Below are 18,238 nucleotides of genomic sequence, written 5' to 3'. Positions count from 1 at the left end.
AGTGGCACCCCAAATGCCTTATGCGCTTAACTCTGATACATCAATATATTTACCAATGTCTTGTCGCTTAGCACTTGGCACGTAAGGGATCTCACCTAATTTTGGAGCTGGAATCTTATCTTCTAGCATTTCAATAATTTCAGCGTAATGCTCTGTTCCTGGATTAATACGATTTGCTACCCAGCCAACGATCTCTAGTCCGTCTTGCATAATGGCTTCAGCTGTCAGCATGGCATGACTTAAACAACCAAGTTTAACCCCTACCACCAATACGACAGGTAGCTTCTCCTTTTTCACCCAACGTGAAAGACACTCTTGATCTGACACCGGCACGCGCCATCCACCAGCCCCTTCCACCAAAACGACATCTGACTTTTCTTTCAGCTTTGCTAAACCTTCAGATAAGACATCAAAACAAATAGAAACGTCATCATGTTTGGCAGCAATATGAGGCGATGCTGGTAACATTAATGGGTATGGATTGACTTCTTCGTAAGATAAATCGAGCGTTGCGGCTTTTTGTAAATGCAGCGCATCTGAATTATGTGGCCCTTGCTCTGTTTGCTCGCAACCTGCTGCAACAGGCTTGTACCCTGCTGTTACATACCCTTTGTGAGCCAAGGCTTGTAAAATAGCTTTTGATGCTACTGTTTTTCCAACTTCGGTATCCGTACCTGCAATAAATAATGCATTAATCATTTTTAATAACTCCTAAGCAGACCTGATACGTTGCAGGTAACTGACCGTCTTTATTTCTATACTTACTGTATGCTTTTTCAACTGCAACTAACTTTGTTTTACCTTGCAGGCCTTGGGTTCGACCTTGCTGTAAATGAGTCGCACCAATGCCTTTCAAATCTTTCATCAGTGCCATCGCAGAGGGGTAACATACTTGAATGGCCTCGAAGTCTAATTGATGGCCGTAGCTATCGGCTTGAGCTAACGCAATGTTTAGCCCACATGGTGTAATAAAATCATTTACATGTTGATGTGAATCAACTTCTGCCCATGCATGACGCAACTCACACAAAGATCCATCCGCTAAAGTGGAGAAAAAGAACTGCCCCTTTGGTTTTAATGCCCGTTTTGCTTCTCTTACTGGGACTGAAAAATCAATACACCATTGCAGAGCCAAACTTGAGAAAACAATATCAAACTCGTATGGCGAAAATGGTAAGGCTTCCGCGTCCGCTTGAACATAACGAATATCTAGACCTTGGCAGCGCTCTTGGGCTTTCGCTAACATAGCCTCAGAGAGATCGCACGCCGTCACCTCTGCGCCTCTTTCCGCTAGCATTTTTGTAAAAAAACCTGTGCCACAACCTAAATCCAATACGGACTTTCCTGTTAAGTCTTTCGGTAAACGAGAAAGTAATCGCAGCCCAACATCTCGCTGAAAAGCCGCTGAGCGATCATAAGTTTGAGCGGCTCGACTAAATGCTGCTGCAATGGCCAATTTGTCGCTGAATAACTCCGTTGTCTGGTATGCATTTTCAGCCATGACTTTCTCCTAGGTTATCCATGATAGACATCAATGCCGTACTCAGTTGCGTGATGTGTTCAACCGAATGGTTTGCAGACAAGGTTAGACGTAACCGTGCACTACCTACCGGAACCGTTGGCGGTCGAATTGCCGTCGCCCATATACCTTGCTGACGTAATTGATCTGCAACATGCACTGTCTGCTCTGCATCACCAATAATAAAAGGCTTAATCGGAGTCTGGGTATGAACTAATCCTGGTGTGCTGTGTAGCTTTTGTTCAAGTTCAGCTCCCAATTCCAACAACTTCTCTCGCCGCCATTCTTGAGTCTGAATCAGAGACAAAGCCTGAGATAAAGCATGAGCTTGGGCTGGTGGCATCGCTGTAGAGTAAACATGATGACGGGCAAACTGACTTAAAAAATCAGCACACTCTGCATTACACAAAACAGCGGCCCCTGAAAGGCCAAATGCTTTGCCAAACGTAACAACCAAAATATCAGGTTGTATATCGGCCAAATCACAGCTTCCGCGGCCACCTTCACCCAAAACACCACAACCATGAGCATCATCCACCATCAACCAATAATGTGGTTGAGAAGTTAATTGAGCAATAGTTGGTAAAGGTGCGCAATCACCATCCATGCTAAACACCCCTTCAGTAACGACCAGAGTATTCTTGTTAGATTTACTGAGTAATGTTTCCAGTTGCTGGCAATCATTATGAGAAAATCGGCGCATTTGAGCAGGTGAATGCATCCCCGCTTCCATTAACGACGCATGGTTTAGCTTATCTTGCAGTAGCACATCATCGGCTTGAAGCAATGAAAACAACACGGCTTGATTTGCACTAAAACCTGAATTGAACAACACCGCATTATCAAAGCCTAACCACTCAGCTAGTTGCGTTTCTAAATAAGCATGTGGTGCTGAATAGCCCGTTACTAAAGGAGATGCACCACTGCCTGCACCAAATAACGATAAGCCTTCTTGCCACGCTGAAATAACCTCAGGGGTATTGGCTAAGCCTAAATAATCATTACCGGAAAAATTCAAATACGATCGTTCACCGTAAGTTAAAAAGGTTTGATTACCCTTTTCTACCAGTATTCGCTGCCGTGTTAAGCCAGTTTGGCGTCGCTGCTGCAACGCCGAACTGATTCGTTGATCAAACGCTTGCGTCATAAAACAGATCGTCTTTACCTGGACGTGATGCTACGCGCTCTGCTACTTTTTCCAGTAACTGACCTTCTTGAACTTCATCAGGTTTCTGAACAACAGACTGACTGTTAATACCCAGCTTCTTAAATAGCTGCATATCGGTATCTTCATCTGGGTTTGGCGTAGTCAGTAGCTTACAACCATAGAAAATAGAGTTAGCACCAGCCATGAAGCATAAGGTTTGCATGTGCTCATTCATGTTCTCACGACCAGCAGACAAGCGTACTGCGGATTCTGGCATCATGATACGTGCAACAGCAATTAAACGAATAAAGTCGAAAGACTCAACATCATCCACTTCTTCTAGCGGCGTACCTTTCACTTTAACCAACATGTTAATTGGTACACTTTCTGGGTGCTGTGGCAAGTTTGCAAGTTCAACAAACAAAGCCGCACGGTCACGATCCGTTTCCCCCATACCGATTATTCCACCAGAACAAATCTTCATTCCTGCATCACGTACGTGAGACAGTGTATCTAAACGGTCTTGATACGTACGGGTGGTAATAATGTTCCCGTAGTACTCCGGAGACGTATCTAGGTTATGGTTATAATAATCCAACCCTGCTTCTGCTAAATCATCCGCTTGATCTGCTGTGATCATACCCAGCGTCATACAAGTCTCTAAGCCCATATCTTTTACGCCGCGTACCATATCAAGCAGCAATGGCATGTCTCTTTCTTTTGGGTTCTTCCAAGCCGCTCCCATACAGAAGCGCGTTGAACCTGAATTTTTCGCTTTTTTCGCGGCATCTAGTACACGCTCTACTTCCATCAAACGTTCACGTTCTACATCAGTGCGGTAGTGAGCACTTTGCGGGCAGTACTTACAGTCTTCTGGGCAAGCACCGGTTTTTATTGAAAGTAAGGTACTTACTTGAACATAGTTATGCTGTTGAAATTGACGATGTACAAGTTGAGCTTCAAACAACAAATCCATAAATGGTTTATTTAATAACGTTTGAACTTCTTCAACAGTCCAGTTATGACGTACTTCCACGTGCGCTTCCTTAACGATTTAGAGTAGTTATGCTTGGCTAGTCTACTTCTAGTCAGTAGACTGTCAACATAGTTTTCACCTTCAAGTTTACATATGGATAAAATATGAGCAATTTGGTTGATTTGGATTTCGACCGGGACCACATTTGGCACCCTTATACTTCTACTATTAATCCACTTCCTTGTTACCCTGTCGCAAGTGCCGATGGCGTAACCATTACATTAGATGATGGTACTGAGCTCATTGATGGCATGTCATCTTGGTGGTCTGCCGTACATGGTTATAACCATCCAGTATTAAACCAAGCCGCAGAAAAGCAGCTTAAAAAAATGTCGCATGTCATGTTTGGGGGGCTGACTCATGAACCGGCAGTTGAGTTATGCAAAAAACTTATTCAGCTCAGTCCTGAACAACTGCAACATGTGTTTCTTGCTGATTCAGGATCTGTCGCCGTAGAAGTCAGTTTAAAGATGGCATTACAGTATTGGCACAGTAAAGGAAGCCCGCGATCTAAGTTTCTCACGGTTCGTCATGGCTATCATGGGGATACGTTTGCCGCCATGTCGGTGACTGACCCAGATAACTCTATGCATAGCTTATACAAAGGCTTTTTGCCTGAGCATGTGTTTGCTGAATCGCCAGTAAGCCAATTCGGCGGAGAGTGGCATGAAAGTGATCTTGACTCCCTAAAAGAGCAGCTAGAAGCACATAAAGGTGAACTGGCCGCTATTATTCTTGAACCCATAGTTCAAGGTGCGGGCGGAATGCGCATCTATCACCCCAATTACTTAAAGGCAGTAAGAGAGCTATGTGATCAGCATGATTTGCTGCTCATTGCCGATGAAATTGCTACTGGGTTTGGCCGCACAGGCAAGATGTTTGCGTGTGAACACGCTGATATTGAACCGGATATCATGTGTGTGGGGAAAGCGCTGACCGGTGGCTATATGACGCTTTCGGCAACTTTAACCACCAAAACCGTGGCCGATACTGTGTGTGGTGGTGAAGCAGGTTGCTTCATGCATGGACCAACCTTTATGGGGAACCCGCTAGCATGTGCAGTGGCTGATGCTAGCCTTGGCTTATTGCAACAAAACCACTGGCAACAGCAAGTTACAGATATTGAAACGCAATTTAGTCAGACTTTACCTGAACTGCTAGAACTGGATATTGTGCAAGATGTGCGTTGGCTAGGAGCAATTGGTGTCGTTGAGTTAAAAGAACCGGTCGATATGGTGGCCATTCAACAACACTTTGTCGATCAAGGTGTCTGGATCCGGCCATTCGGTAAACTCATTTACATGATGCCTCCGTTTATAACAAAACCAGAACAGTTACTAAAACTCACTAAAGCGATTCGATCAGCACTGACTACTTTGTATTAACTCTCGTTTTTCTTATATAAAAAAGGGAGGTCACTAAACCTCCCTTTCTCATTCATAATTAGAAGCTTAAACATCAACTTCATTTTCTTCACGTCTTTTTTGATATCTTTTATACGCTAACACTACTAATGTAATAACAAGCTTAGATGTCATCCAGAGCATGTGAACAATATTACCTTCTTAATCAAATAAACCGAGAACGTAATCCTTGTCCTTCAGGCTAGCTATCATTAGCCACACCTTAATAAATTAGACTATCTTATTAGTACAAAGTTGTCACAAATATTAAACAGTTAATTATCCTGTATGCTGTAGGATAATCTGAGATTTTATAATGCAAACTGAATTTCAAACCAATCAACTGCCATTGTTTCCTTTACCCATTTTTATTTTCCCTGATGGTATTAATCAACTCAGAATTTTTGAGCCTAGGTATCAACGGTTAGTCAAAATTGCATCCTGTAATGATCTAGGGTTTGGGGTATGCATGGAAGACAAAGGAACAATTGCCCGTTATGGCACCAGAGTACTCATCACAGACTTTGAGTCACTACCAGACAAAACATTAGGGATTACCATTCAAGGTATTGAAAGCTTTGAAATCATAGAAACTTGGACAGAAAAAGACAACTTGCAGTTTGGTACTATAAACCCAACGATGAAGTGGATGCCTATTCCCGCAACGTCAGATAATGAGCTATTAGTAGAAACCCTAAAGCAAGTATTTCTTGAGTTCCCACAGTTGTCTGCCCATTACGTTCTACCCATGTACGATGATATTACTTGGGTATGTCAGAGGTGGTTAGAGATCCTGCCTTTACCATTACAGCACAAGCAATGGCTACTCAGTCAAAATGACAGTAAGAAAGCCATTCAGTTCCTTCATACTGTCATACAGAATCTCAATGATTCACATTAAATTACACATTGTGTGTTATTTTTTAGATAGAATATCCCTTAAACGATCTTGGGCAACCCCAACTAACAGATCTGGTTGAAATTTTGAGATAAAGCGATCACAGCCTACTTTTTCAACCATCGCCTCATTGAAGCTACCACTTAACGACGTATTCAACGTAATGTACAAATCACTCATTCTAGGATCTGAACGCACTTCATGAGTTAGCTTATAGCCATCCATTTCCGGCATTTCAGCATCGGTTATCATCAACAATAATTCATCGGTGATCACCTTACCTTCATCACACCACTCTTTCAGCAAAGTCAACGCTTGTAGACCATCGCAACGTTCAATCACTTCCAACCCAAGTTGAGCAAGGGTTTCGCGAACTTGAGTACGAGCCGTAGACGAATCATCAACAATAAGCACCTTACGGCCATACATTTGATTCAATAGTTCATTGTCTAACACATCTTCTGAAATACTGATGTCATACTCAATAATTTCTGCGAGTACTTTTTCTACATCAATAATCTCAACGATTTTTTTCTCGCCTTCATCTTCAACTTGAGTGATCGCGGTTAAATAATTCGCACGTCCCACTGTCTTTGGTGGCGGCTGTATATCACTCCACGTCATATTCACAATGTTGCGAACTTGCCCAACTAGAAAACCCTGAATCGTACGATTGTACTCTGTAATAATTAAATTTGAGTCTTCATCTGGCCCCATGGTCCTCATACCAATGGCACCACGCAGATCAATAATAGGTACAGGCATACCACGTAACGTCGCCACACCGGTAATGTTGTAATGAGAGCCTGGCAGCTTGGCAAGTGGAGGCACTTTCAAGACCTCTTTCACTTTAAAAACATTGATTGCAAAAAGCTGGTGTGTATTTAGCTTAAATAGCAATAATTCTAAGCGATTCTCACCAACTAGCTGTGTTCGTTGATCAACACTACTTAAGATTCCAGACATAACCTGCTAACACTTCTGTAATTATCATATTCTTCTTCTGGCTAAGTATGGTGTCTGTCGCCGCTAAAGTCACGATGAAAAGTTAATAGATATAATAACATTGTAACCAATACAGCAATTTTATATTAAAGATTGCTAGACAATTGAGTAATTCATCTGTAAAACCTTCGGACACTTTTTATAAAGTGCATCAATATAAAAAATATCCGTAGTTCAGGAAAAAACATGAGTCAATCACAACCTCTTTTAGCCCGTTTAGTCACAGGTAGCTTAGTCACACAAATCCTTCTTGGTATCATTGCAGGTGTTGCCGTTGCTGTCATCGCCCCTGATGTTGCCACGTCATTTGGTTTATTTGGCCAACTGTTTGTTAGTGCATTAAAAGCTGTTGCACCTATTCTGGTTTTTGTTTTAGTTGCGGCTTCCATTGCTAACCAAAAACGTGGAACGCATACCAACATGCGTCCAATCATTTTACTGTACCTTTTTGGCACTTTCACCGCTGCTTTAACTGCGGTGTTCATGAGCTTTATGTTCCCTACAACATTAACGCTTGTCACCAATAACAGCTCAGTAGCACCACCTGAAGGCATTACTGAGGTCCTACACACTTTACTGTTCAAAATGGTTGATAACCCAATCAACGCACTAATGTCTGGTAACTTCATCGGTATTCTTGCATGGGCAGTAGCACTTGGTTTAGCCCTTCACAAAGCATCTGATGCGACTAAGAAAGTATTTGTAGATATCTCAAACGGTATCTCATCTATCGTAAAATTTGTGATTCGCTTTGCACCAATTGGTATTTTCGGCTTAGTGGCTTACACATTCGCTGATACTGGTTTTGAAGCTCTAAAAGACTACGCTCGCTTACTGGGTGTGCTACTAGGCTCAATGTTAGTCATTGCATTTATCGTTAACCCAATTATCGTCTTTGTAAAAACTAAACGTAACCCATACCCACTAGTACTTAAATGTATTCGCGAAAGTGGTGTAACAGCGTTCTTTACTCGTAGTTCTGCGGCAAACATTCCTGTTAACATGGATCTATGTAAGCGCCTAGATCTGCACGAAGATACGTATTCTGTGTCTATTCCACTTGGTGCGACCATCAACATGGCTGGTGCAGCAATTACAATTACGGTACTAACGCTAGCAGCCGTTCACACTATGGGCGTAGAAGTAGACATTGCAACAGCAGTACTACTAAGCCTTGTATCAGCGGTATCCGCTTGTGGTGCCTCAGGTGTGGCTGGTGGCTCACTCCTACTTATCCCATTAGCATGTAGCCTGTTTGGCATTCCAAATGAAGTCGCAATGCAGGTTGTTGCTGTAGGTTTCATTATTGGTGTTGTTCAAGACTCAGCAGAAACCGCCCTAAACAGCTCTACGGATGTGATTTTTACAGCTGCAGCATGTAAAGCAGCAGAAAAAGATCAATCAATGCCACTGGTTAAAAAAGTAACTCTATAATCAAGTTACCTTAAGAAAAAAATGTCCAAAGGGCTGCACTGTCAGCCCTTTTTTGATCGTCTCATTTCTTTCTCAAATACATTCCTAAGCCACCTTTCACTTACATATTGAATGTCATTGCCTAAGCTTATTTTGTTTTAACTCAATAAGAACAATTAAGGTGAGCAATATGAACAAACCTGTTATCGCTAACAACAAGCCCAAAGCCGTTGAATTAGAACAAGGCAGTGAATATTACTTTTGCACCTGTGGTAAATCCAACAATCAGCCATTTTGCGATGGTTCTCATAAAGGCAGTACGTTTAAGCCTAAAGCATTCATTGCAGATGAAACCCAAACAGCCTACTTATGTGCCTGTAAACACAGCGCCAACATACCTTTTTGCGATGGCAGCCATAAACTGTTCACCTCAGAGCAAGTAGGAAAGGAAGGCCCTGGAGTTCAAGTTCAAACCAACCAAGCGCCTATTGCCACACCTACCCCAGAAGAACCCACCGTTGCTTATATTCATGAACTAGCCAAAAACGGACTGTCTAAACTTGGTCATCACGGGCAAATGACATCAATGGGGGTACCACGCCACCAGCTTCCTCACTGGGATGATATTCAAATCATGGTGGCACAAATGGCACGAAAACCACTGCTTGAAAATGAAACCGTTGGTACTGAACTTATTATTGGCCCTAATGCAAAAAAACCGCTCAAACTCGATATACCTTTATTTGTCTCTGATATGAGTTTTGGTGCCCTTTCAGAAGAAGCTAAAACGGCGCTTGCCAAAGGTGCTGAGCAGGCAGGCACAGGAATATGCTCTGGGGAGGGTGGGATGCTCCCCGAAGAGCAACACAGTAATTCCCGTTACTTTTATGAACTGGCCAGCGCAAAATTTGGCTATACGGAAGAGATACTTCCTTTAGTACAAGCCTTTCACTTTAAAGGTGGACAAGGGGCAAAGACAGGCACTGGAGGACACTTACCTGGATCTAAAAACACCGAAAAGATTGCCCAAGTTAGAGGGATTCCCGCTGGGCAGCCTGCCGTATCTCCCCCTACCTTTACACACCTAAAAAGCAGTGATGATTTTAAACGCTTTGCCGAACGCGTACGAGAAGTCACTGGAGGGATCCCTATCGGGTTTAAACTCAGCGCTAATCATATTGAACAGGACATGCAGTTCGCCCTTGATGCGGGTGCTGACTACATCATTTTAGACGGCCGTGGTGGTGGCACGGGGGCGGCTCCAGAGATTTTTCGTGATCATATTAGCGTACCGACCATACCCGCTTTAGCGAGAGCACGGCGCTACTTAGATCATAAAGGGCTATCAGGAAAAATTACTTTAATTATTACTGGCGGGCTTCGTACACCAATAGACTTTGTTAAAGCCTTAGCCCTTGGTGCAGACGGAATTGCCGTTGCTAATAGTGCCATGCAAGCCATTGGCTGCGTAGGAGCCAGAATGTGCAATACCAATAATTGCCCTGCTGGTATCGCAACTCAAAAACCAGAACTCCGAACTCGGCTCAATGTGGAGCAATCGGCTGTACAGCTGAACAATTTTTTTAAGGCATCCATCGAGCTCATGCAAGTGATGGCCAGAGCATGTGGACATCATCATTTAAGTCAATTTGATAAAGATGATTTAGCCACTTGGCACTACAACATGAGTCAACTAGCTGGGATTGCTTATTCAGGTTATCACGATCATTATTTATAAACTTCGTAGTAAGCTGTTTTCTAGAAGTAACAAACTAAACAAACATAAAAAAAGCCTCCGATACTGGAGGCTTTTTTAGATCATATTAAAGCTGAGTCCATGCACTTTGCCAATTCGTACCTACGCCTGGTTCATAAACACTTGGTGTTGACCCACACCATAAGCTATTCGGCCACGCCTTACATTGGTAGCTAACCCCATTGTTCGTTACCACATCACCTGCGCTGTAATTAGCACCCGCTTGGTAGGCGCTGCCACCAGTCGGTGGTGTGGGAGGCGTTGGTTCTGTCGGTGGCTGAGTACCAGAACAATCTGAGCTACCCACTGCTTGCCAAACACCCCAAGGGCCAGAGTCTGATGGGTTATCACCCTGTGTCCACCACTGTGCTTGCCACACCTGATTTGCCCAGCTTACTTTATCGCCAGTGTTATACACGCTACCAACCTGCCATTCGTTGTCACAACTTCCTGTTGGTGGTGTCGTTGTATCAAATGCAGTCGCCGAAACCGTTGAACGATAGGTCGATGTTGTTTTATCCACTTCAAACGACATAAGCGCTTGTGCTGTACCCGCTGCTGAAGCACCAAATTCGACAGAAACCGTACATTGCTGACCCTGAGTTAATGTCGTCAACGAACATAGGTCATTCGCAATGACAGGCGTCGTCGCAACACCAGAACCAGTTACGTTCAAGCGCTCAACCGTAAATGCACTTGTGCCTGTATTTTTAATAGCAAAAGAATGCTGTTTAGTTTCCCCAACCTTAAAGGAAGCCAATGTTTGGTTTTGAGTGTATCCCACAGACACATTATCCGCTGGAGGTGTGGTTGTACCTACCACGCCATCCACAAAGCTACGTAATGCCGCAATATCACTGTAAACACCATATTTTCCAGGGCGGGCGCAACCAATTCCCCAACTTACAATACCAAGCTGAGTCACCGTACCTGAACGATTAATCACAATTGGGCCACCACTGTCTCCTTGGCAAGAGTCAATCCCGCCCTCTGGAACCCCAGCACAAAACGACACGTCTCCCACCGTGGTATAGTTACCTCCCGACTGGCGACAAATCGCATCAGACACTAAAGGAACATCTACTTCTTGCAGTACCGATGGTGCACTACCACCCTCAGACGTTCTACCTAAACCAGCTACGGTTAGCCAGTCTCCATTCGCCGCATATTGGCTCAGGCTACCTGCAGCAATATCAACGGCCACAACACCTTGAGGTACAGAAGACAGCTTCAAGAGCGCGATATCATTGGATAAGTCACGCGTACTATAAGCTGGGTGAATAAATATCTGGCTGACGTTAGCGCGAACACCATCGGTACCGTTATAACGTATGCCGCCAATTTTTACGGCAATCTGGCTTGGTAAATCACCATCCACACAGTGGGCCGCGGTAAGAACGAAGCCATCGCCAATATAACTAGCACCACAAAAAGAACGATTGCTGTTTCGACTCACGATTTGAGTATAAAACTTCCAATCCTCTGCTGCTGCTGGCTTTCCACCCACAATACGTGGCGTTATATCTGTTTTTTGCAACTGTGAATGATCGTCTGCTAGCACTAGGCTTGGCGTAAGCAAAATACTTAACAGCGACAATTTCCTTATTGTTTTCAATTTTTAATCCTCTGGTTTATGGAGGCACTCATGTGTGCACTAAATAAACAAGCAGATAAAAATCAAACACCCAAGGTAATTTATAAAATCACTTCCCTTGTTGCGATTGAGTATGAAAAATAAACACCAAAAATTGCAATCACTTACATATGAAAATGATTGCATTCACAGTATTTATTTTACATAAAATTAGGTAACAGGTTAATCAATAAAACAATATCAACCTATAGAACCAGCACTTTTAATTAAATGACCAAGCCACCATCAATTTTTAGTGTTTGCCCAGTAATAAAACTCGCGCTATCACTTGCTAAAAAAAGGACGCCGTCAGCAATATTTTGTGGTTTTCCCATAGTCCCTAGCGGTGTTTTTTCTTTCATGTATGCAATGACTTTGTCAGGCAAGTTAACCGTCATAGGTGTTTCAATAAAACCTGGAGCAACACAATTGGCTCTAACCTGAGCTCCTTTACGTGAAAACTCTTTTGCCCAACCTTTTGTCATGGCAATCACACCGCCTTTGGTCGCCCCATAGTTACTCTGACCAATATTACCATCCGTACCCACTACCGAAGACATAGTGATGATCGAGCCAACACCATTATCCATCATGATAGGGGCAACAGCTTGTGTCATATTAAACACGCCTTTCAGATTAACGTTGACAACCATGTCCCACTCGTCTTCGCTCATTTTATCTAGTAAATTGTCACGAGTGATTCCAGCATTGTTAACAAGAACATCTATCTGACCATGTTGATTTTTCAATTCCGTAGCAAACACTTGAATAGCTTCTCGATCACACACGTTCAATTGCTTAGCCGTTACATTTGAATAATCATGCTCCAAATCTTCCATCGCAGACAAATTCATGTCACAGGCATAAACCATTTCTGCCCCCTGACGAGCAAATGTTTCCACAATACAACGGCCAATTCCTTGAGCACCACCCGTTACAATACAAATTTTATTTGTCAGCATCATTGAACCACCTTTTTAAATATCAATAACATCAACCCAGAAATGGGAACATATTCTTTTAATTTTTCTTTCATTCTAGAAGGAATAAAAATAATGTTTAACTGCAATGAAAAGAAACACTATTGCATAAAAAGGATAATTGTTACCTAGAACCATGACTTTTGGGACAGTGAAAACAATAATAACAATGAATAAAGACGCAAATATGAAGAAAAAATATCAACACCCATTTTGTGATCTAAAAGCTATTTTTAAGGGCCTTAGTCGCAATCTCAAATAATTACCTCTATAAAGAAGAATCATGAAGTATATATGCATCAATTATCATTCAATTTACCCCGTGAGATCGGTCGTTTTCTATGCTTGATAAAATTGTTTACTTTCTTCATGTTGTACGAACAGGTTCATTCAGTGAAGCCGCCAAACAATATGGAATTTCTGCTTCTGCTGGCAGCCGATGGATCATTGAATTAGAAGAAAATATGGGCGTAAGTTTACTTAAGCGCTCCACCCGTAAAGTCGTACCCACTCAAGCAGGCACACGCTTATACGACCGCTTTAGCCACGTAAACGCAGAAATTGACGATATATTTACCGAAATACAAAATTTAGGTAATGATGATCGTGGTCTTATTCGCATTGCCTGCACACCATTATTTGCCAAACATTTTTTAAGCCGAATTATCGGAGAGTATTTAAAAGACCACCCCCATGTTTCGTTTCGTGTAATTGAGACCGCCTTCGACATGGATCATATTGATGAAATTGATTTTGCTATTCGAGCCAACGCCACCTATCAAGGTTATCAAGAAAAAGACAGCCTACTTGTTAAGCGATTTCTACTTCATTACCCTCTCAAAGCATGCTGTTCTCCAAGCTATATTGAACGCTATTCCTCACCAGAAAAGCCCGAAGATTTAAAAAAACACAACTGTTTGTACGCTTCAACTCTAGTAGGTGGCAATAAATGGGTATTTGAAAGTAATGGGGAATTCACCACTGTTGAAATCGCACAAACAGTGGAAGTTGAAAACAGTGAATTCTTAAAATCCGTGGCTCTCACTGGCGGTGGCATCGCATATTTACCTGTCAGCTTAATCAAAAAAGAGCTGAATGAAGGCAGCTTAGTTGCCGTTTTGGAAGACTACATTAATAGCAAATTTGAATTTAATTTGTACTTCCGCCCACGCAAACAAATGCCAGCTAGGTGTGCCAATTTCAAAGATTATCTAATTAGCCGTGTACGAGAAATCAACGATAAAGAAGCGTATTTGAATCATAACTCCGACCTAACTTAAAGATAAATTTATCTTATTTTCAAAGCCATAGACATCATTATCCCATTTACGCAATTATCTTTTCATTATTCATCTATATTCACATTAATCTTCAATTCATACACTTTCATTACTCAATCAGCTCACATTAGTTTGCACAACTAAAAACAATACCCTACCGAAGGAAAGTGTAATGAAGGTGAACGTTTTATCCGCTCAGCAAGCAGCATCTTTGATCAAAGATCATGACAAAGTAATTCTTGGTGGCTTTATTGGCGCGGTGGTCCCAGAAGCCATCGAAAAAGCACTTGGGGAACGCTTTTTATTAACGGGTCACCCTAATAAGCTCGAACTGTATTTCGCAGCAGGCCAAGGCGATGGTAAAGATCGTGCGGTCAATCATTTAGCCCACCACGGAATGGTGTCTATGGCGATGGGCGGCCACTGGGGGTTAATTCCTCATTTACAGCAGCTGGCTAACGACGAACACATACAAGGTTATAACTTTCCTCAAGGCATTATTACCCACTTACTTCGCGACTCTGCCGCAGGAAAGCCCGGTACTATCTCTCATGTTGGTCTTGGTACCTTTGTCGACCCTAGAATCAATGGCGGAAAAATTAATAAAAGCACCACCCAAGATCGCGTCTCCTTATTAAATATAGAGAACAATGAATACCTGTTTTACAAACGTATTGATGCCAATGTTGCAATTTTACGCGGTACTACAGCCGATGAGCATGGCAATATAACCATGGAAGATGAATGCCTATTCCTTGAAAACCTAGCCGCAGCTCAACTTGTTACCAACATGGGTGGCACTGTCATTGTTCAGGTAAAAAAAGTCGTCAAAGCGGGAACATTAGATCCACAACATGTGCGTATACCTGGCATTTTTGTCGATACAGTGGTAGTTGCTTCAGAACAAGAACACATGCAAACCTTCGCCGAGCCAATGAACCCTGTTTATTGTGGTAAAGGAACATTCGTTAAAGAAACACCTCAGGTACGCCCCCTTGATGCGAAAAAGATCATTGCACGCCGTGCTGCTCTTGAACTTAAACCCGGAGCCATTCTTAATTATGGCATTGGTGTACCTGAAATCATCGCTTCAATAGCCGAAGAGGAAGGGATTCATGACCAAATGATCGCTACCGTTGAACCCGGAGCCATTGGGGGAACCCCCGCTGGCGGACTGAGCTTTGGTGCTTCTTCCATGCCAGAAGCTGTCATAACCCAAGATCAAATGTTCGATTTCTATGACGGTGGCGGGATCGATCAGGCTTTTCTAGGCTTGGCTGAGTGCGATCAAAATGGCGACCTTAACGTATCCAAGTTTGGCCCTAAAATAGCAGGCTGTGGTGGATTTATTAATATCACTCAAAATGCCAAACAAGTATTTTTCTGCGGCACATTTACGGCTGGAAAATTAAAAATAGACACAGGGAATGGGCAGTTAAAAATTCTACAAGAAGGTCACATTCATAAATTCATTTGCCATGTTGAACAAATTACCTTTTCTGCTAATACCGCAAGAAAGAATAACAAACCGGTCCTTTACATCACAGAACGCGCTGTATTTCAGCTATCTGAACAAGGCTTAGAGCTTATTGAAATTGCGCCCGGCATTGATCTTGAACGTGACATCCTTCATCAAATGGCCTTTCTACCCAAAATAAGCCCAACCCTTAAAACCATGGATTCACGAATATTCAGAGACGAACTGATGGGATTAACGTTCACATCAAAAGTTCAATCAAGCTGTGCAGCCTAACCGTTTTTATCTCTATGACCTTCTGGTTCAACATAACCAAACAACAATAAGGAATGAGTAGTCGGAGATAGATTTATTTCATCAATAACAGACAGTTAAATGAATATTACTACCAGTAACATGAAATTATTTATTGCAAATATGGGAGAATCTCTCGGATAAAATCAGTTTAATATGCAAACAATGGAACTATGCTTTACCTCTTATTAAAGGGATTTTACATGAACAAAAAACATTGGATTGAACTTATTATCTTCATGACATATGCGTTGTTTGCTATGTCATGGGTAGCAGGCTCAATGATGACAAAAGACATCATGGCTTTTTACCATATCGAAGGCATGGCTGCTGCGACTTGGATGACCAATGCTATTACTATTGCCAAAATAATTGGTAACCTTTCAGCCGCGTGGTTACTCATGAAACTGGGCCCTAAAAAAGCTTTTGCTTTCGCCTCCTTATTAATTGTTGCGGGCATCATTGGCGCTTTTGCCTCTAGCTACCCACTATATGTCTTTTCACGGCTAGTAATGGGATTTGGCGGTGCATTTGTCATTGTTTACTTTAACCCTATTGTCGTGAAGTACTTCTCTGCTGAAGAACGTCCCATGGTCAATGGCATCAATGCTGCTGCTTTCAATACAGGTAACCTACTGGCGATTTTACTGACTGGTTCATTACTATCCACTTTTCAAAGTTGGCAATCTGTTATTTTAGCCATTTCAGCCACCAGCTTCGTTGTACTGATCGCTTGGTGGCTGGTCAGTGACAATTTTTCACTCACAGGGAACACCAATAATAGTGAGCCTCAACGTATATATACCCTCCGCGATGGCTTTAAAGAGCCCATCAATTTTTGGCTACCCATCGCTTATTCTGGCTTGCTCTTTTGCTACATTTCTATCTTTACCATTTTCCCATTAGTTCCCAGCTTCGCGGCTGAAGCTAAATACCTATCTTCTATCATGATTGCTGCCGGTATGGTCGGAACCGTAGCTGGTATTATGATCACCAAACGCTACCCACTTCGTATCCCTGTGATCCGTTTCTGTGGACTAGCCATGACTTTATTCGCCGCTATTATGATCAGCACTTCGAACCCAACCATTGCATACGCTGCTGCTTTTACAGCCGGATTCTTTATGTTTATGCCAATGACAGCCCTAATTACATTACCTCAAGAGCTACCCGATATGACACCAGCTCGTATCACGGTGATTTTTGGTATGTTTTGGTCCATTTCTTACATTATCGAAACAATCTTGATGTACATTTCAGGAACACTTGCCGACATAACGGGAAATATTGCAATTTCAGCAACATTTGCTGTGGCTTGTTCTTCAACTTTCTTTTTTGCCAGTCTATTTTTACCTGAGACAGGAGAAAAACCGGAATTAACTCAACCAATCAATAACAAAGCTTAAGGAGAGCATCATGCGACAAGTAAGTCCTAAACTACAGCCATGGTTAGATGCCTTTAATAAACAAATACAGCAGTTAATTGACAGTGGATTTAAATCAACCCCAACCAATGCTCGTGAAGGCTTAGCCAATCTAACTAAGGCGTTAGTTACGGCTGCACCGGACATTGCATGGATACAAGACGATTTAGTCACTGGTACCGAATTTGATGTTCCCGTACGTATTTACCACCCAGATCCAGAATCGTCCTTACCTGTTCTGATTTACTATCATGGCGGTGGTCACATGGCAGGCAGCATTACGGTCTACGATCCTATTTGCCGTAAGCTGGCCAACGCAACGCAACATATTGTCGTTTCGGTTGATTACCGCTTAGCACCAGAATGCCCTTACCCTTCCGGAGTAAACGACGCTTATACTGTTCTTCAAAATATCTGGACAACATTAAATAACCGTAATATTCCTTATCAAAAAACCATTTCCATCGCTGGCGATTCTGGCGGCGGCGCATTAGTGGCAACCGTAAGCCAACGAGCTCAAAACGACAAGACGGTGAACATTAACAAGCAAGTCATGATTTACCCAAGCTTGGATTACACCATGAACTCCGCTTCTATCGAACAAAATGCAAAAGGCTACCTTTTAGAGAAAAGTAAAATAGAATGGTATTTTGAGAATTACTTTCAGCATGGGGAAGACCCTTTACTGACATCACCACTGTATTGTGAGTTCACTGACAATCTACCAAAAACATTACTCTTTACCGCAGAGTTTTGCCCATTACGTGATGAAGGTATTGCCTATTGTGACAAGGCAAAACAGGCAGGCGTTTCTGTGCAACATGTGCATTTTTCAGACATGATCCACGCGTTTTTAAATATGGAAGATTTAGTCAAAGAAGAGTGTGACTCGGTATATCAAACCATTGCGAATTTTTTAAACCAGCACTAATCACCTTAGTTTAAAAGTAAGCACAAAAAAAGGTGAGTAATC

15 protein-coding genes are annotated in these 18,238 nt (G+C 42.4%); 8 read left to right on the top strand and 7 right to left on the bottom strand.

The genetic code is table 11. From position 1 onward, the window contains the following. Positions 1-18: 18 nt before the first annotated feature. The 4 genes from bioD to bioB are packed head-to-tail and all read right to left on the bottom strand — an operon-like array spanning position 19 to position 3,702. Positions 19-699 (bottom strand): dethiobiotin synthase, encoded by a 681-nt coding sequence (gene bioD, locus MHO82_RS04630; RefSeq protein ID WP_239182677.1) that lies wholly within the window; start codon positions 697-699, stop codon positions 19-21. Then, the gene (gene bioC, locus MHO82_RS04625; RefSeq protein ID WP_239182676.1) at positions 692-1,501 is read right to left on the bottom strand and encodes a malonyl-ACP O-methyltransferase BioC; all 810 of its coding nucleotides are present in this window, start codon (positions 1,499-1,501) and stop codon (positions 692-694) included. The genes bioD and bioC overlap by 8 nt, the downstream gene beginning before the upstream one ends. Next, a complete protein-coding gene (gene bioF, locus MHO82_RS04620) occupies positions 1,494-2,666 on the bottom strand; it encodes an 8-amino-7-oxononanoate synthase (RefSeq protein ID WP_239182675.1) in 1,173 nt (390 codons plus the stop codon). Before bioF ends, bioC begins: the two co-directional genes overlap by 8 nt. Next, complete coding sequence (gene bioB, locus MHO82_RS04615) at positions 2,650-3,702, bottom strand: biotin synthase BioB (protein WP_239182674.1); 1,053 nt, start codon at positions 3,700-3,702, stop codon at positions 2,650-2,652. Before bioB ends, bioF begins: the two co-directional genes overlap by 17 nt. 104 nt (positions 3,703-3,806) lie before the next feature. On the opposite strand from bioB, the gene bioA reads away from it, so the two are divergent. Next, the gene (gene bioA / locus MHO82_RS04610) at positions 3,807-5,087 is read left to right on the top strand and encodes an adenosylmethionine--8-amino-7-oxononanoate transaminase (RefSeq protein WP_239182673.1); all 1,281 of its coding nucleotides are present in this window, start codon (positions 3,807-3,809) and stop codon (positions 5,085-5,087) included. 334 nt (positions 5,088-5,421) lie between these two features. Next, positions 5,422-6,006: an LON peptidase substrate-binding domain-containing protein gene (locus tag MHO82_RS04605; RefSeq protein WP_239182672.1), complete on the top strand. Its 585-nt coding sequence runs from the start codon at positions 5,422-5,424 to the stop codon at positions 6,004-6,006. A 15-nt stretch (positions 6,007-6,021) separates the two neighbouring features. Here the strand turns inward: MHO82_RS04605 and MHO82_RS04600 are convergent, their stop codons facing one another. After that, a complete protein-coding gene (locus MHO82_RS04600; protein WP_239182671.1) occupies positions 6,022-6,969 on the bottom strand; it encodes a chemotaxis protein CheV in 948 nt (315 codons plus the stop codon). 225 nt (positions 6,970-7,194) lie between these two features. Here MHO82_RS04600 and sstT point away from each other — a divergent pair, with 225 nt between their 5' ends. Then, positions 7,195-8,442 (top strand): serine/threonine transporter SstT, encoded by a 1,248-nt coding sequence (gene sstT, locus MHO82_RS04595; RefSeq protein WP_239182670.1) that lies wholly within the window; start codon positions 7,195-7,197, stop codon positions 8,440-8,442. 169 nt (positions 8,443-8,611) lie between these two features. Continuing rightward, a complete protein-coding gene (locus MHO82_RS04590) occupies positions 8,612-10,159 on the top strand; it encodes a glutamate synthase-related protein (RefSeq protein WP_239182669.1) in 1,548 nt (515 codons plus the stop codon). Positions 10,160-10,244: 85 nt separating this feature from the next. Here MHO82_RS04590 and MHO82_RS04585 read toward each other — a convergent pair whose 3' ends face one another. Both MHO82_RS04585 and fabG read right to left on the bottom strand, forming a co-directional pair. Next, entirely contained in the window at positions 10,245-11,759 is a 1,515-nt protein-coding gene (locus MHO82_RS04585; protein ID WP_343299947.1) for a trypsin-like serine protease, read from the bottom strand. A 278-nt stretch (positions 11,760-12,037) separates the two neighbouring features. Then, entirely contained in the window at positions 12,038-12,772 is a 735-nt protein-coding gene (fabG, locus tag MHO82_RS04580; RefSeq protein ID WP_239182702.1) for a 3-oxoacyl-ACP reductase FabG, read from the bottom strand. A 359-nt stretch (positions 12,773-13,131) separates the two neighbouring features. Between fabG and MHO82_RS04575 the strand changes: the two genes are divergently transcribed. The 4 genes from MHO82_RS04575 (at position 13,132) to MHO82_RS04560 (ending at position 18,196) form a co-directional block, all read left to right on the top strand. Further along, positions 13,132-14,070 carry a LysR family transcriptional regulator gene (locus tag MHO82_RS04575; protein ID WP_239182667.1) on the top strand — a complete coding sequence of 313 codons (939 nt, stop codon included), beginning with the start codon at positions 13,132-13,134 and terminating at the stop codon, positions 14,068-14,070. Positions 14,071-14,242: 172 nt separating this feature from the next. Then, entirely contained in the window at positions 14,243-15,823 is a 1,581-nt protein-coding gene (locus MHO82_RS04570) for a CoA-transferase (protein WP_239182666.1), read from the top strand. Between the two features lie 221 nt (positions 15,824-16,044). Further along, a complete protein-coding gene (locus tag MHO82_RS04565; protein WP_239182665.1) occupies positions 16,045-17,247 on the top strand; it encodes an MFS transporter in 1,203 nt (400 codons plus the stop codon). Positions 17,248-17,257: 10 nt separating this feature from the next. Further along, positions 17,258-18,196: an alpha/beta hydrolase gene (locus tag MHO82_RS04560; RefSeq protein WP_239182664.1), complete on the top strand. Its 939-nt coding sequence runs from the start codon at positions 17,258-17,260 to the stop codon at positions 18,194-18,196. Positions 18,197-18,238: the final 42 nt, after the last annotated feature.

It is taken from the genome of Vibrio sp. Of7-15 (assembly GCF_022347565.1).
Taxonomy (GTDB): Bacteria; Pseudomonadota; Gammaproteobacteria; order Enterobacterales; family Vibrionaceae; genus NORP241.
The sequence above is the reverse complement of the archived record's forward strand: the minus strand, read 5'-3'. Positions and strand labels throughout refer to the sequence as shown.

Coding starts and splice junctions, on each gene's coding strand:
- bioF (WP_239182675.1), bottom strand. CDS start 2,666: ATGACGCAAGCGTTTGATCAACGAATCAGTTCGGCGTTGCAGCAGCGA.
- MHO82_RS04605 (WP_239182672.1), top strand. CDS start 5,422: ATGCAAACTGAATTTCAAACCAATCAACTGCCATTGTTTCCTTTACCC.
- MHO82_RS04560 (WP_239182664.1), top strand. CDS start 17,258: ATGCGACAAGTAAGTCCTAAACTACAGCCATGGTTAGATGCCTTTAAT.
- sstT (WP_239182670.1), top strand. CDS start 7,195: ATGAGTCAATCACAACCTCTTTTAGCCCGTTTAGTCACAGGTAGCTTA.
- fabG (WP_239182702.1), bottom strand. CDS start 12,772: ATGCTGACAAATAAAATTTGTATTGTAACGGGTGGTGCTCAAGGAATT.
- MHO82_RS04590 (WP_239182669.1), top strand. CDS start 8,612: ATGAACAAACCTGTTATCGCTAACAACAAGCCCAAAGCCGTTGAATTA.
- MHO82_RS04565 (WP_239182665.1), top strand. CDS start 16,045: ATGAACAAAAAACATTGGATTGAACTTATTATCTTCATGACATATGCG.
- MHO82_RS04600 (WP_239182671.1), bottom strand. CDS start 6,969: ATGTCTGGAATCTTAAGTAGTGTTGATCAACGAACACAGCTAGTTGGT.
- MHO82_RS04570 (WP_239182666.1), top strand. CDS start 14,243: ATGAAGGTGAACGTTTTATCCGCTCAGCAAGCAGCATCTTTGATCAAA.
- bioA (WP_239182673.1), top strand. CDS start 3,807: ATGAGCAATTTGGTTGATTTGGATTTCGACCGGGACCACATTTGGCAC.
- bioC (WP_239182676.1), bottom strand. CDS start 1,501: ATGGCTGAAAATGCATACCAGACAACGGAGTTATTCAGCGACAAATTG.
- bioD (WP_239182677.1), bottom strand. CDS start 699: ATGATTAATGCATTATTTATTGCAGGTACGGATACCGAAGTTGGAAAA.
- MHO82_RS04575 (WP_239182667.1), top strand. CDS start 13,132: ATGCTTGATAAAATTGTTTACTTTCTTCATGTTGTACGAACAGGTTCA.